10 protein-coding genes are annotated in these 14564 nt (G+C 71.1%); 3 read left to right on the forward strand and 7 right to left on the reverse strand.

Annotated features, from left to right (window positions below; all coding sequences use genetic code 11):
• Nucleotides 1-11 precede the first annotated feature (11 nt).
• Entirely contained in the window at nt 12-443 is a 432-nt protein-coding gene (locus tag AB0K60_RS28360) for a hypothetical protein (protein WP_364061563.1), read from the reverse strand.
• 482 nt (nt 444-925) lie between these two features.
• Here AB0K60_RS28360 and AB0K60_RS28365 point away from each other — a divergent pair, with 482 nt between their 5' ends.
• The 3 genes from AB0K60_RS28365 (at nt 926) to AB0K60_RS28375 (ending at nt 5363) form a co-directional block, all read left to right on the forward strand.
• Nucleotides 926-1774: an NTP transferase domain-containing protein gene (locus AB0K60_RS28365; RefSeq protein WP_364061566.1), complete on the forward strand. Its 849-nt coding sequence runs from the start codon at nt 926-928 to the stop codon at nt 1772-1774.
• Nucleotides 1775-2204: 430 nt separating this feature from the next.
• A complete protein-coding gene (locus tag AB0K60_RS28370; protein ID WP_364061569.1) occupies nt 2205-3419 on the forward strand; it encodes a S8 family peptidase in 1215 nt (404 codons plus the stop codon).
• 297 nt (nt 3420-3716) lie between these two features.
• Entirely contained in the window at nt 3717-5363 is a 1647-nt protein-coding gene (locus AB0K60_RS28375; RefSeq protein WP_364061572.1) for an AMP-binding protein, read from the forward strand.
• Between the two features lie 55 nt (nt 5364-5418).
• Here AB0K60_RS28375 and AB0K60_RS28380 read toward each other — a convergent pair whose 3' ends face one another.
• From AB0K60_RS28380 to AB0K60_RS28405, 6 genes are all read right to left on the reverse strand, one after another.
• Nucleotides 5419-7731, reverse strand: a complete 2313-nt coding sequence (locus AB0K60_RS28380; RefSeq protein ID WP_364061575.1) for an MMPL family transporter — start codon at nt 7729-7731, stop codon at nt 5419-5421.
• A gap of 58 nt (nt 7732-7789) precedes the next feature.
• Entirely contained in the window at nt 7790-8011 is a 222-nt protein-coding gene (locus AB0K60_RS28385) for an MbtH family NRPS accessory protein (protein ID WP_364061578.1), read from the reverse strand.
• 9 nt (nt 8012-8020) lie between these two features.
• Nucleotides 8021-9004, reverse strand: a complete 984-nt coding sequence (locus tag AB0K60_RS28390) for a TauD/TfdA family dioxygenase (protein WP_364061581.1) — start codon at nt 9002-9004, stop codon at nt 8021-8023.
• Between the two features lie 297 nt (nt 9005-9301).
• Nucleotides 9302-12073 (reverse strand): amino acid adenylation domain-containing protein, encoded by a 2772-nt coding sequence (locus AB0K60_RS28395; RefSeq protein WP_364061584.1) that lies wholly within the window; start codon nt 12071-12073, stop codon nt 9302-9304.
• Nucleotides 12070-12834 carry an alpha/beta fold hydrolase gene (locus tag AB0K60_RS28400; RefSeq protein ID WP_364061587.1) on the reverse strand — a complete coding sequence of 255 codons (765 nt, stop codon included), beginning with the start codon at nt 12832-12834 and terminating at the stop codon, nt 12070-12072. The genes AB0K60_RS28395 and AB0K60_RS28400 overlap by 4 nt, the downstream gene beginning before the upstream one ends.
• A complete protein-coding gene (locus AB0K60_RS28405) occupies nt 12831-14564 on the reverse strand; it encodes a cyclic peptide export ABC transporter (RefSeq protein WP_364061590.1) in 1734 nt (577 codons plus the stop codon). The genes AB0K60_RS28400 and AB0K60_RS28405 overlap by 4 nt, the downstream gene beginning before the upstream one ends.

Below are 14564 nucleotides of genomic sequence, written 5' to 3' on the forward strand. Positions count from 1 at the left end.
GCGACCTGAACCTAGTGCTTGTAGAATACCTCCCCATCGCACGTGAGGGTCCAGGAGGTGATGATGCCGTCAACTTGGCAATACTTTGTGTTTGATACGTACCGGCCCACTCTCTCCTGGTGGCCGTTGAGTATCGTGATCTGTTTGGCCGTACGTCCACCCCGGACCCATATGTCGAGGTAGACCCGATAGCGATCTGAGACGCCGTCCAGTCTGATCGTGCGACCCTGTTCGTTAAGCACGTCGCCGGTGCATGTATAGGCGGCGTCGTTGTGGTTGTCGTAATTCTGCCTGGTGAGGCAGAAGTCCGCTGTGAAGAAGGCCTTGTTCCAGATTTGAAGTTCGTAGGTGTATGCGTGTGCGGGAGATGCGGTCAGTAGACCTGCTCCGCCGATTGCCGCCGTCAACATGCCGGCCATGGCAAGTCGAGACAACCTTCGCATCCGCACTCCTTTCCTTCCGATCGGTCCCATGAGATGCCCACGGGGTCTTATAAAACGTGCGATGGGCGCGAGTTCAGAGAACGCCGACGGCCATCGCTGCGGACTCGATCCAAGTGAGCCGACCGAGATCTGCGGCAGGCCTTCACCGATCAAGTCCGCGTTTGGAGGCTGGCATGTGCGGAATCACGGAAACAAGTGCAAGGAAATCGTCCGGTTTAACGGTTGTAATGAACGTCCGCGTTACAGGGAAGGCGATCTTTCTGCTCGATCGCAAGGTCTGGGCAGGTCAGGGGATTGATTCATGGCCGCCGCGTGTGCGAAGGCCTGGAGCCGGATCGGCCCGTGATCCCGATGGGCGGCGGCTTAGCGTCGCGATTTCGAATGTATTTTTCACGTCACCTTGTGTTCTCGCCGAGGCTGACACCGGCCCGGGGGTTGTTCCCGTGCGGGTGGGTGCAGGCTTCGTGACCTAGCATGCGGCCATGTTGAGTGCGGCTGGTGTGGTGCTCGCGGGTGGGCGTTCGACGCGGATGGGGACGTCGAAGGCCTGGCTGGAATGGCATGGCTCGACGCTGCTGTACCGGGCCGTGGCGGTGGTCGGCAGGGCGGTGGAGGGGCCGGTCGTCGTGGTGGCGGCTCCCGGGCAGGAGTTGCCGCCGCTGCCGTCGGGGGTCGCCGTGGTGGAGGACCCGGTGGAGGGGCGGGGGCCGATGCAGGGGCTGGCCGTGGGGCTGGCGGCGGTGGCGGATCGGGCCGAGTCGGCCTTTGTCTGCTCTACCGACCTGCCGTTCCTGCATCCGGCCTTTGTCCGCTGTGTGCTGCGGGGGTTGGGCGATTCTGGGGTCGATGTGGCGTTGCCGGTGGCCCGGGGGTTTCGGCAGCCGTTGGCGGCCGGTTATCGGACCGGGCTGGCCGGGCTGGTCGCCGATCTGCTCGACAAGGGCGATCTCCGGCCGGGCATGCTTTTCAAGCACTGCGAGGTGGCGTGGCTGGATGACGCGCGGCTGCTGGCGGATTCGGAACTCGCGCGGCGCGATCCGGAGCTGGATTCCGTGGTGAACGTCAACACCAGGGAGGACTACGAGGAGGCGCGGCACCGGCCGCCGCCGGAGGTCGTGGTCGAGTGTTTCGGGGCGTTGGCGCGGAAGGCCGGGCATCGGTCGGTCACCGTACGGGCCGCGACGATCGGGGCCGCGGCGTCGGCGGTCGGGCTGGCCCTGGACCGGCATGTGGTGGCGGCGATCAATGGTGACCAGGTCACGCGTGACGAGCGGTTGCCGCTTGTCGCGGGGGACGGAGTCGCCTTTCTGCCGACGGACGCCGGTGGCTGAGCTTGGGATCGAAAGCGGAGAACTCCCGATTCAAGGTGGTCCTTGCCGACCGGTCTGCACAGGGCGCGCGGCCCGGCCTGTCGGGGGTGCTCGTCGGCATCGGTGGTCGGGGATGGTCGGCATTCGGGCGGGCTGCATGCATCCGCCGCAGGCGTACCTCGGCGGGGCGGCGTGTGCACTGGCGTCGAGGCTCGGTGCTTCCTGATGCGTCAACCGGCGCGTTGAGAGGCGCGACCGCATTGTGAACCTCATTTGCCCCAATGATGCCCTTTTTCATCTCTTGACACAAACGTCCAATAACAAACTTCTGCAACATGTGTCAGGGATAATTGTCAGGATCAGACGATGATCGTCTTGTGTCGATGCATTGACGATGTCCGACGAAAGATGCTCCTTTCCTTCCACCCCCCATGTAAAGGATCGGCTCGCAATGCATCGATCTCTCCGAAGCGCCACCCGACGGCTGATGGCGGCGCTGGTCATGATCACGCCGGTTACCGCCGGCTTCGTCATGGCGTCTCCCGCCTCGGCGGACGACCCTGCCCCTGCCGCTCCCTCCGGCACCCCGGCGGCGATCAGCGGGAACTACATCGTCGTTCTGAAGGACGACGCGAGAGCGCGCAGGAGGAGCGTGCCGGACCGCGCTCGTGACGTGGCGCAGAGCAAGGGCGCGCGGACCGGGATCGTGTACGAGCACGCGCTCCAGGGCTTCACCATGCAGGCGACCCCCGAGCAGGCCAAGGAGGTGGCCGCCGACCCCAACGTGGCCTTCGTCGAGCAGGACCGGGAGGTCTCGATCAACGCCGACCAGGTCAACCCGCCGTCCTGGGGGCTGGACCGGGTCGATCAGCGCCGCCTGCCGCTGAACTCGCTGTACAGCTACGCCAGGACCGCCGACAACGTGAACGCGTACGTCATCGACACCGGCATCCGATTCAGCCACGCCGACTTCGGCGGCCGGGCGACCAGCGGGCGTGACTTCGTCGACAACGACAACGACGCCTCCGACTGCAACGGACACGGCACGCACGTCGCGGGCACGATCGGCGGCTCCACCTATGGCGTCGCCAAGGGCGTGCGGCTGATCGGCGTACGGGTGCTCAACTGCTCGGGCAGCGGCACGATCTCGGGCGTCATCGCCGGTGTCGACTGGGTCACCGCCAACGCGGTCAAGCCCGCCGTGGCGAACATGAGCCTCGGCGTCACCGGCGGCAGCGCGGCCATCGACGCCGCCGTGGCCAACTCCATCAACTCCGGCGTCACGTACGCGGTCGCGGCCGGCAACAACAACGGCAACGCGTGCAACAACTCCCCGGCCAGGACCCCGGCGGCGATCACCGTGGGCGCGACGACGACCACCGACGCGCGGGCGAGCTACTCCAACTGGGGACAGTGCCTGGACATCTTCGCGCCCGGCTCGGACATCACCTCCGCCTGGTACACCAGCTCGACGGCCCGCAACACGATCAGCGGCACGTCGATGGCGTCCCCGCACGTCGCGGGCGCGGCGGCGCTCTACCTGTCCGCGAACCCCACGGCCGGCCCCGCCCAGGTGCGCAACGCCATCGTGGGGGCCGGAACCACCGGCGTGGTCACCGGGGCGGGCACGAACTCGCCGAACGTGCTGCTGTACACCGGGCCGTGATCTCCCGGCCCTCCCCGAAGGGGTGAAGCCTCGCCCTCCCCGCAGGTGCCGGCGGCACGGGTTTCCGTGCCGCCGGTTCCGTTCGTGGACGGCGCGTACGGCACGCGACCGCCGACGACGCCGCCCTGCCGATCGAAACTTGCTTTTCGCGTAACGGAAATGGGGGGAGCGATAGGAGCCCCGGCGCGACATTGTCTTACTCGTGACAGACTCTCTCCCCGTCATGCTCAGTCGTCTCTGCCGTAAGGATCACCAGCACAACGCCGCCGAGCCCGGCCCGGTCGTGGGAGCGGCTCGATGAGCGGGCACGGGCTCGCCGACCTGTGGCATGGTCTCGCCGACGTCCTCGACGACCTCCCGGCCGTCTCCTGCGGGGACCGGGTGCGGACCTGGGGCGAGGCCGAGGAGCGGGCCTCCCGGCTCGCGGGGCATCTGCTCGCCGCCGGGCTGGTCCCCGGCGACCGGGTCGCGGTCGGGCTGCGCAACTCGGTGGAGCACATGGAGGTGATGTTCGCGCTGTTCAAGGCCGGACTCACCCCGGTCAACCTGAACGTGCGCTACCGCGCGGGCGAGCTTCGTCACCTGCTGACCGACTCGGGGGCCCGGGGGCTGGTCGTGGGCGCGTCCGTGGTCCCGGTCGCGGCCGAGGCCGCCGAGGGCACCGAGGCTCGGGTGGCCCGCGTCGCCATCCCGGACGTCGCCGTCGAGTCCGGTGACTCCCTCGGGTCCGGGTTCGTCTGGTACGAGTCCGCGCTCGCCGCCGCCGAGCCCGCGCCGCGCCGGCCGGGCAGCGCCGACGAGCAGATCATCCTGTACACGGGCGGCACCACCGGCAGGCCCAAGGGCACGGTGTGGCGGCAGGGCGAGATCATCGGGGTCGGCGCGAACGAGTACCGCCGACGCGAGCTGGAGCCGCCGGAGACCCTCGCCGACGCCCTGCGGATCGCCGCCGAGCTCGGCCGCGCCGCCGAGCGGCCCGTGCTCATGCCGGCCTCGCCGGTGCTGCACGGCACCGGCATGTTCGCGATGTTCGGCGCGCTGGGGGTCGGGGCGGAGGTGGCGCTGCTCGCGGGCGCGTCCTTCTCCGCCAAGGAGTTGTGGGAGACCGTCGTACGCCGCCGGGTCAACGAGATCGTCATCATCGGGGACGTGCAGTGCACGCCGATGGTGGAGGAGCTGGATCGGGCCGTCGCCGCGGGCACGCCGTACGATCTGTCGAGCCTGCGGCAGGTGCGCAGCGCGGGGATGCGGTGGAGCGCCGGGCCGAAGCTCGCCCTGCTCAGGCACGCCGACATCCGGTGCATGGACGTGATCGCCTCCAGCGAGGGCGGGCCGTACGGGATCCTCACGACTGTGCGCGGCGACGACCCGGAGACGTCGCGGTTCATGCTCGCGCCCAACGCCCGCGTCATCGGCGAGGACGGCCGGGACGTGGTGCCCGGCTCCGGCGAGGTGGGCCTGCTGGCCGCGCCGGGACGGATGCCCCTCGGCTACCTCGGCGACCCCGACAAGACCGCCGCCACCTTCCGCGTCATCGACGGCGTGCGCTACGCGATGCCCGGCGACCGCGCCATCCTGCACGAGGACGGCTCGCTCACGCTGCTCGGGCGGGCGAGCGGCGTCATCAACAGCGGCGGCGAGAAGATCGACGCCGAGGAGGTCGAAGGGGTCCTGATCGAGCACCCGGCGGTGGCCGACGCGGTCCTGGTCGGCGTGCCGCATCCGCGATGGGGCCAGACCCCGCACGCGATCGTGGTGCTCAAGCAGGGCGCGGCGGCCACCGAGGAGGATCTCATCGAGCACGTACGCGCGAACCTGGCGAGCTACAAGAAGCCGACCCGGGTGCTGTTCGTCGACGAGCTCGTCCGTACGGCGGCGGGCAAGGCGGACCGCCGGTGGGCGGGCGAGTACGCGAAGGAGGCCGCGCAGACCGCCCTCGCGTGAACGACCGCCCACCGCCCGCCCGGTGGTCGGCGCGACGCCGTAGACCGGCCGTCGGTCACTTCGGCGGTTCCACAGGGCAGGGCCGGTCGGGCGTGGTGACGCGGGCCGGCCACCAGGCCCAGCGGCCCATGAGGCGGATCAGGGACGGCATGAGCAGCAGGCGGACGATGGTGGCGTCGATCAGTACGGCCAGGCCCAGCATGAAGCCCATCTGCTTGATCTCAAGGTTGCGGGTGAACATGAAGGCGGCGAAGACGACGACCATGATGGTGGCGGCGGCGGTGATGACGCGGGCCGTGTGGGTGATGCCCGAGGTGACCGCGCCGGTGCTGTCGCCGGTGCGGGCGTACTCCTCGCGCATTCGCGACAGCATGAACACCTGGTAGTCCATGGAGAGGCCGAAGACCAGCGCGAAGGCGAACAGCGGCACGAGCACCTGGACGAATCCGGTGCGTTGCACGCCGAACAGGTCCGCGCCGTGCCCCTCCTGGAACACCAGGACGGCCAGGCCGAAGGCGGCGCCCGAGGTCAGCAGGTTCATCACGATGGCGAGGAACGGCAGCACCAGCGACCGGAAGGCGATCAGGAGCAGTACCCAGGAGGCGGCGAGCACGGAGCCGACAACCAGCGGCATGCCGCGGGTGCTCTCGTCGGTGACGTCGACGATGCGCGCCGGTGAGCCTCCGGTGGAGGCGGTCAGGCCGACCGGGGTGAAGGCGGCGTGGGCCCGTTCGCGCAGGTCGCGGACGAGTCCGGCGGTCTGTTCTGTGTCGGCGCCGTAGCGGGACCAGATGGTGATGACGGCGGCGCCGCCGTCTCTGCTCACCAGTTCCTGGACGCGGTCGTGGGCGGCGGTGATGACCTGGGCCAGCGCGGTGGAGTCGTGCGACCGGACCTGCTCGTCGAGTACGCCGGTGATCGACACCACCTCGTCGATCCGGGCGTCGCGTTCGGCGTCGGCGGTGAAGCGGGCGATGGCGTCGAGTTGCGCGTCGGTGAACAGGCCGTCCCGGTTGGCCGCGACCACGCTGATCGGCGTCAGCGCGCCGGGCGCGAACGCCTGCGCGACCAGGTTGTACCCTTTGCCCGCCCGGGAGTCGCTGACGGCGCCGGTGCCCAGGTCGACGCCGTACTGAAGCTGGAACACCGGCAGCGACGCGGCCCCGAGGGCGAGCGTCACCACCGTGGCGATCACCAGCGGGCGGCGCATCACCATCGCGGCGATCCGCGCCCACGCCGAGTGCTCCGGATCCGGGTTCGCCAGCGACCGCCGCGCCCACGGTACGGCGAGGCGGTTGATGCGCTCCCCCAGCAGCCCGAGTACGGCGGGCAGCAACGTCACCGCGATGATCATCATCACGGTCACGGCGGCGATCATGCCCAGCGCCATCGCGTGTACGCTCGGCGCTCTGACCAGCAGCAGGCCGGTGAGCGCGACGACCACGGTGATCGCGGAGAACACGACCGCGTGCCCCGCCGTCTCCATGGTCCGCCCGGCCGCCTCGGCGCGGTCGCCCGTCGCGCGGGCGAGCTCCTCACGGAACCGGGTGACGATGAACAGCGAGTAGTCGATGCCGACGGCGATGGCGACCATGCTCACCGCCGTCTGCACGAACACGTCGAAATCGGTGAAGAGGGCGGCGACGCCCAGCACGCCGAAGGCGGCGAGCAGCGTCACGACCCCGAGCAGCAGCGGTATGCCCGCCGCGACCAACGAGCCGAAGGCGATCACCAGCACGACGGCCGCCGCGGGGAAGCCGATGCTCTCCGCCCGCGCCAGATCCTCGCCGCCCTGCGCGCCGATCTCCGCCGCGAGCGGGGCCGACCCGGTGAGATACACCTCGATCTCGGGCGTGCTGAGGCTCCGCGCCACCTCCTGCAGCGGCCCGGCCTGCCGCTGCAGTTCCACCGGATCGCCGGTGAGGCCGACCCGGACGAGCGCGGTGTGCCCGTCCGGGGAGATCAGCCGCTCCGGCGCGGTGTAGGGGATGCCGACCGAGATGACCTCGGGCCGGGCGGCCGCCCGGCCGACGACGCCGTCCACGGCGCGTCGGAACTCCGGGTCCTGCGCGGTCAGCCGAGCGGAGTGGACCACGAACACGTCGCCTTCGCTCGCGACGCTGGGGAACCGGCCCTCGATCACCTGCTCGGCCCGTAGCGACTCCGAGTCGGTCACCTCGTTGCCTCCACTGGTGAGGTGCGAGGTGAAGTAGCCCGCGGACACCGTGGCGGCGGCGAGCAAGACGAGCCAGGCGAGGATGACCCGGATGGGGTGCCGTGCGGCCCCGGCCCCGAGCCGGTACAGGGCGGACTCGCGTTGCCGCGTGCCGTGACCGGCCGAGGGGGTCGCCCTCGTGGTTGTGGACATGGTTCTCCTGCGATGCGGCGGAAGTGACGGTCGTGACGGGGGTGGGGGCGCCGCCGGGTCAGCGGGCGGGCGGCTCGGACGGCTCGGACGGCGCGGTGCGCGCCCGCAGGCTTGCCGGGCGCATGTCGGTCCATTCCTCGGTGATGTGGTTCAGGCATTCCTCACGGGTGCCGCGGAAGCCGGTGGCACGCCAGCCGGCCGGCACCTCCTGGTCCTCCCACCACACCGAGTACTGCTCCTCGTCGTTGACGACGACGAGATAGGTGTCGGCTTTGTCCATTGACTCTCCTCAGATCATGACCGGGCCGTTGCCGGGGCGGCGCACCCGGCTGCGCCGGTTGTCCAGGTGGATGTGCACCCGCAGCAGCCACCGGTCCTTCCCGTCGTAGCGGGGGGTGAAGTGGGTACGGCCGTGCACGGCGGTCCGGTTGTCGACGAACACCATGTCGCCGGGCTGCAGCACGACGGCCGTGGTCACGTCGTCCAGGACGGCGCGCAGCCGCTTCAGCACCGCGCCCGCCTCGTCGTCGAGGGCCACCGTGGCGTTGAAGTCGACCAGCAGGTTCGGGTCCTCGGCCGCGCCGTCGATCAACGGGTGCGGGCCGCTGCGCAGGTCGGTCTGGAAGGACGGCGGGGACGAGGTCGCGAAGCGCGGCTCGCGCAGCACCGCGAGGTCGTCGTCGCTGATGCGCGAGAGGGCGTGCCGCATCGACGCCACGGTGGTCCCCGCCTGCTTCAGGTGGTCGCTGCGCAGGCACAGCAGGCCCACATAGTCCGGGCGGAAGGGGTGGAAGGCGTTTTCGATGTGGAATTCCAGCGGTACGGCGCCGGCGTTGCTCTGCGACGTCTCCAGGCCCGGCACCGGGACGATGTTCTGCACCAGTGCGCCGTGTTTCTCCTCGCGGTAGGCGACGACCTCGCCTAGTTGGAGCCCGGCCAGCATGACGGTGGCGGCGGGCGGCGACACGATCCGCTCCACCGACTGGGGCATGTCCGGCGTGTTGGGGAGTTCGTACCCGGCGACGGGCAAATTGCTGATGATCAATGCGCCCTGGTCTCCGGGGTCGTGCCGGAATTCCCGGATCGCCTGGCGCAGCCGCTCGGGCAACCCGCTGCTCAGCCGCCGCGCTCGGGCGACCCAGTCAAGGTCGTCAATCAGGCCGGGTGTCGTCCCGGTGAGTTCCACTGCGAGTGCCCACACCGCCGCGCGCTCCGCGCCGGTCAGCTTCAGCCGGTGGCCGTCCGTGGTGCGCTCTGTCCGAGGTCCGTCCATTGTGCGCTCTGTCGTAGGTAGCGCGTCGTGGAGCGTCATGACATTCCCTTTCGTGGTGCCGGATGTGCTTTCGGTCGTGCCGAATACCTGTCTATGAAGGACGGCGTCGCGGAGATTCCGCGTCCGGGTGACGGGGGGTGAGGGAACGGCGTGTCAGAAAACGAGGCACCGAGGACCGGTGCACCGGAGGACGGGGTGGCAAAGAACGAGGCGCCGAAAATCACTGCGCCGAAGACCGGTGTGCCGGAAAACGACGTGTCAGAAAACGTGCCGGAGAAGGCGCTGGAGGGCGTGATATCAAAGAAGCGAGGGCAGCGCACGGCTGTCGACCTTTCCGTTGGCCGTCAGCGGGATGCGGTCGATCGCGACGAACGCCGACGGGATCATGTGGTCCGGCAGGTGCTCCGCCAGGTGCTCGCGGAGCGCCGCCGCGTCCAGCCGCCGCCCCGGCACGAGCACCACGTACGCCACCAGCCCCGACTGGCGCGCCGCGACGACGCAGTCCCGCACGTCCGGGTGCTCGCGCACGGCCGCCTGGATCTCCCCCGGCTCGACCCGGTAGCCGCGGATCTTCATCTGGCCGTCGATGCGGCCGAGGAAGTCGAGGACGCCGCCGGGCAGCCAGCGTCCGAGGTCGCCGCTGCGGTACAGCCGGGATCCCGGCGGCCCGTACGGGTCGGGCACGAACCGGTCGGCGGTGAGGTCGGGATGTCCTAAGTAGCCGCGGGCCACGCCCACCCCGCCGATGCAGATCTCGCCGGGCACTCCCACCGGGACGGGACGCAGCCGTTCGTCGAGCACCCGCATCGTGGTGTTCGGAATCGGCTGCCCGAGCGGCACGAGGTCGGTCTCCGGCGGTTCGGCGACCTGCTGCCCGGAGTTGCCGATGGTGATCTCGGTCGGCCCGTACTCGGTCGCCACGCGGGTGCCGCCGGGGCCGGCGAGCCGGATCCACCGTGCGGCGAGGTCGGTGCTGAACGAGTCGCCCGCCGCGATGACGATCCCGGCGAGGCCGTGGGCCTGCTCGGCGGTGAGCGCGTAGGAGAGCAGGTCGAGGTGTCCGGGCGTCATCTTCACGAAGGCGTACGGCGTGCCCGCGGCGAGGGCGTTCCCCAGGTCGGCGGGGTCGAGCCCGTCCGGCAGCAGGTGGACGGCCTGGCCGGTGAGCAGCGGCGTCAGCAGGTTGGGGATGCCGAGGTCGAAGGAGATCGACGAGAACACCGGGGCCCCGCCCGTGCCCTGCCCCGCGTACGCCTCGCACGTCCACAACAGGTAGTTGACGAGCCCGCGATGCTCGACGAGCACGCCCTTGGGCTTGCCCGTGGAACCCGACGTGTAGATCACGTAGGCGAGCCGGGCCGGGTCCGTGCGCAGCCCGAGCGGCGAGGCGGGCCGCGCCTCGATCGCCGCGCGGTCCCGGCGCAGGAACTCCGCGTCGACCACGAGCGTGTACCCCGCCGCGGAGATCATGTGCCGTCGCCGGGCCTCCGGCAGCTCGGGGTCGAGCGGCAGGTAGACGGCCCCGCACTTCCACACGCCGAGCACCGTCGGCAGCAGGTCGGCGGTCCGCCCGAGCCGTACGCCGACGAAGACGTCCGGCCCGGCGCCGAGCGCGGCGAGGTGGCGGGCGATCCGGTTCGCCCGTTCGTCCAGTTCCCGGTAGGTGAGGTCGCCGTCGGGCGCCCGCACCGCCGTCGCGTCCGGCATCGCCTTCGCCTGGGCCTCGAACAGCTCGGGTACGCAGGCGTCGCCGCGGGCGACCGTCGGGCCCACGGCCCACGTCGTCAGCACGTCCCGCCATTCCCCCGGGGGCAGGCACGCCGCACGCGCGTCGCCGTCGGGGTCGGCCGCCATCGCCTCCAGCACGGCCCGGTACATGGCGGCGATCCGTGCCGCGTGCGGCGCGGCCACCGACTCGCCCCGGACGCGCAGGCGCAGCCGCTCCGCCCCGGCGATGACGCGCAGGCCGTGCGGCTCGTCGGTGCGGACGATCGCCGGGGCGGGCCGGGCGCGCCCGTCCACCTCAAAGATCGCGTGGGTGGCGTCGCGGACCGGCTCGTCGCCCGGGATGTGGCGGTGTGCCCGGCAGTCCCGTTCGTCCTGGCGGACCCGTGCCACGAGTTCTCGCCAGGTGCGGGCCCGGCCGACGGGCAGCGGGAGCGTACGGCGGTGCAGTTCCTCGCCGCAGTCGGGGCCGAGGACCAGGTCGGTGTGCACGGCGGGCTCCCGGGTGAGCATGCCGAGCACGGCCACGTGGGCGGCGAGCAGCGCGATCCACGGCTCGGCCCCGGCCTGCGCCGCGAGGGCGTCCAGTCCGGCGCGCAGGTCGGAGAACTCGACGGTGTGCTCGGCCTGCCCCGAATCGCCCCGGTACGCCGACGGCAGGGTGAAGGGGACGCGCGTCCCGGTGACGGTCGCCCAGTGGTCCCAGTCCGCCTCGTCCGACAGCGTCGCCAGCTCGGCCGCCGCGCAGGCGGAGTGCCGGATCACGGCGGGCCCGCGGGCCCGGTCCGACGGCCGCGGCGGCTCCGGCGGCAGCAGTTCCGCCGCGAGAAGGTCCAGGTCGACGAGATCGCACAGCAGGGGGCTCGCGGACAGCAGCAGGACCTGGCCGCCGTCCGGCTCGGCGACCACGTTCACCCGCAGCAGCGGCGGGTCCGCCGGGTCGATCCGCGTCGCCCGTTCGGCCGCGACGATGCGGGCGAGCCGCCGCTCGCCCTCGTCGGCGGCGATGCCGGTGTGGTCGTGCCAGGACACCGCGCGGGAGGCGCGCGCGTGCACGAGCAGCAGGGGCTCGCCGTAGCCGTCGAGGTCGATCGAGGTACGGAGCACCTCGTGGCGGTGGATCACCGCGTCGAGGGCGTCGGGCGTGAACGACGTGCCGCTCGGCACGCGGTATCCGGCGACGACCGCGGCGGCGGGCCCGTCGCCCCACCACAGGCGCGTGTACTGGCGGGGGGTCAGCGGGTAGGCGTCGATGATTCCGGGCGGCAGCAGGGCGCGGTCCTGCGCCGCGATGAGCGCGAAGGCGTCGCCCACCGTCTCGGGCATCCCGGTTGTGTCGGTCATTTCCTCTCCACTTGGCGGGCGTGGCGAAGCGTGTCGGAGATCAGCCGCACGATGTCGGCGGCGGCGTCGTGCAGGTAGAAGTGGCCTCCGGGGAACAGACGCAGCCGCAGCGGAACGGTCGACTGGTCGCGCCATCCGCGCAGCGCCGACACGGGCACGACCGGGTCCGACCGGCCGGCGAGGACGGTGATGGGGACGGCGAGCGGGGCCTGCTCGCGGTACTCGTAGGTCTCCAGCACGGCGAAGTCCGCCCGCAGGACGGGCAGCATCAGCTCCATGAGCTCGTCGTTGCCGAGCAGTTCCTCGGGGGTGCCGCCGAGCGTCCGCAGTTTCCGCCTGATCTCGTTGTCGGGGGCGTCGTGCAGCGGGCGCTCCCGGCGGGGCGTGCCGGGGGCGACCGCGCCGGAGACGAACAGGTGCTCCGGCTCGGGCAGGCCGAATTTCCGCAGCGTCCGGGTCAGCTCGAAGGCGAGCAGCGCGCCCATGCTGTGGCCGAAGATCGCGAACGGCCGGTCGAGGGCCGGGGCGATCGCGTCCGCCAGCGTTTCGACCAGGGGGGTCAGGCGCTGGAACAGGTCCTCGCCGAACCGGGCGCCGCGGCCCGGCAGCTCCACCGGGCACACCTGGAGGCCGTCCGGGGCGAGCCACCGCCAGATCTGGTAGGCCGCCGCCGCGCCTCCCGCGTACGGCAGGCAGATCAGGCGCCGCCCGGCGTACGGGCTGGGCTCCTGGCCCGGCAGCCATCGGCCGATTCCGGTCACGACCGCACCTCCTCGGGGTCGCCCGGCCCCGGCGGCGGGGACGTGAGCCAGGCCGGGGCGTCGCTGATCTGGCCGTAGTCGAGCCGGACGAGCCGGTCGGCCGCGTCGAAGTAGCGGTCGTCGTGGCTGATCACCACGACCGCCTTGTCCCTGGCCTTCAGCTCGGCGAGCAGCTCGCGGTAGAAGAACCGTTTGAACTCCGGGTCCTGGTCGGCGGCCCACTCGTCGAACACGTAGGCCGGGCGGTCCTCCAGGAAGGCGAGCAGCAGCGCGAGCCGTTTGCGCTGCCCCTGGGACAGCGCCGTGGCCGAGAACCGGTCGTCGACGATGCTCACCTTGTGGTCGAGCCGCAGCCGGGCCAGATAGTGCCGCGCCTTGTCCAGCAGGTCCTGCGGGGGCAGGCCGAGCAGGTTGTCGAACAGGTGGAAATCGGAGAAGACGGCCGAGAACTGCTGGCGGTACGCGTCCCGGTCGGCGTCGGTGATCTCTACGCCGGTGTCCTCTATGCCGGTGTCCTTTATGCCGGTGTCCTTTATGCCGGTGACCTCGGTTCCGCCGATCCGGATCGTGCCGCCTTGCGGCGGGTACAGGCCGGTGATCAGCTTGGCGAGGGTGGTCTTGCCGCTGCCGTTCCCGCCGACCACGAACAGGACCTCGCCGCGGCGTACCCGCAGGTCCAGCGGCCCCAGCGTGAACTCCTCCCCCGTCGGCCCCCGGTAGACGTGCCGTACGCCGTGCAGCCGGATCGACCGCCAGTCGCCGAACGCGGGGGTCGGCGTCGTGGCGGGCTCCTCCCGGCCGGCCGTCTCCAGTTCGGTGAGCCGGGCCTCGATGCTGCCGAGCGCGATCGAGGCCCGGCCGAGGGTCGGCAGCCAGACCAGGACGCCCTGCAGGCTGGAGACCGCGAAGAGGATCACGAGCACGGCGGCGGCGATCGACGCCGCGGGGATCGCCGCCATCGCGGGAAGCGCGAACAGCAGCACGCCCACCAGGGCGAAGATGATCGCCTGCCCGCTTCCGGCCGCCGCCTCGAAGACCGACAGGCCCACGACGCTGTGCCGCCGGTAGGACATCGCGGTCGCGTCGAGCGCGCGGCCCGCCAGCGCGTCGCGCCGGGCCCGGTTCAGCTTGAGCTCCTTGACGCCCTCCACGACCGTGCGGAAGTGCTCGAACAGGGCGTCCTGCTCGGTGCGGGCCGCGGCCAGATAGCGCATGCCGTACGCGGCGAAGGCCCGGTACGCGGCGACTCCGGCGACGGCGGCGGCGAGCGTGACCAGCGCGACGACCGGCGAGACGATCACGAGGTAGACGATGACGACCAGGAGGAAGGCGGCGCTTGAGCAGACCAGCGGGAGGCCCGGCAGCGCGTCGGCGACCACGACGACGTCGTCGGCGAGCGCGGAGTACAGGCGCGGAGTGCCGGTCGTCTCGACCGCGCGCAGCGGGGCGTCCAGGATGGCGTCCACCATGCGGCGGCGCAGCCGGTAGATCACCTGCTGGGACAGGCGGAACAACTGGATCTGCGCGAACGCCCGGGTGACGACGGCGATCAGGCACAACGCGACGTACCAGATCCAAATGGACCCCGAGGCGGCCTCGTCCGGGTCGCCCAGGGCCGCGTTGACCGGGGCGATGAACGCGGCCCCGGCGATGCCGCTGACCAGGCCCGCCGCGAGGGCCAGAAGGAAGGTCCCGCGTGCGGACCGGAACAGGTAGGTGACCAACCGCAT

This window comes from Thermopolyspora sp. NPDC052614, from assembly GCF_040678635.1.
In the GTDB taxonomy this organism is placed as follows: Bacteria; Actinomycetota; Actinomycetes; order Streptosporangiales; family Streptosporangiaceae; genus Thermopolyspora.

Coding starts and splice junctions, on each gene's coding strand:
- AB0K60_RS28360 (WP_364061563.1), bottom strand. CDS start 443: ATGCGAAGGTTGTCTCGACTTGCCATGGCCGGCATGTTGACGGCGGCA.
- AB0K60_RS28405 (WP_364061590.1), bottom strand. CDS start 14,564: ATGCGGTTGGTCACCTACCTGTTCCGGTCCGCACGCGGGACCTTCCTT.
- AB0K60_RS28380 (WP_364061575.1), bottom strand. CDS start 7,731: ATGTCCACAACCACGAGGGCGACCCCCTCGGCCGGTCACGGCACGCGG.
- AB0K60_RS28390 (WP_364061581.1), bottom strand. CDS start 9,004: ATGGACGGACCTCGGACAGAGCGCACCACGGACGGCCACCGGCTGAAG.
- AB0K60_RS28375 (WP_364061572.1), top strand. CDS start 3,717: ATGAGCGGGCACGGGCTCGCCGACCTGTGGCATGGTCTCGCCGACGTC.
- AB0K60_RS28365 (WP_364061566.1), top strand. CDS start 926: ATGTTGAGTGCGGCTGGTGTGGTGCTCGCGGGTGGGCGTTCGACGCGG.
- AB0K60_RS28385 (WP_364061578.1), bottom strand. CDS start 8,011: ATGGACAAAGCCGACACCTATCTCGTCGTCGTCAACGACGAGGAGCAG.
- AB0K60_RS28395 (WP_364061584.1), bottom strand. CDS start 12,073: ATGACCGACACAACCGGGATGCCCGAGACGGTGGGCGACGCCTTCGCG.
- AB0K60_RS28370 (WP_364061569.1), top strand. CDS start 2,205: ATGCATCGATCTCTCCGAAGCGCCACCCGACGGCTGATGGCGGCGCTG.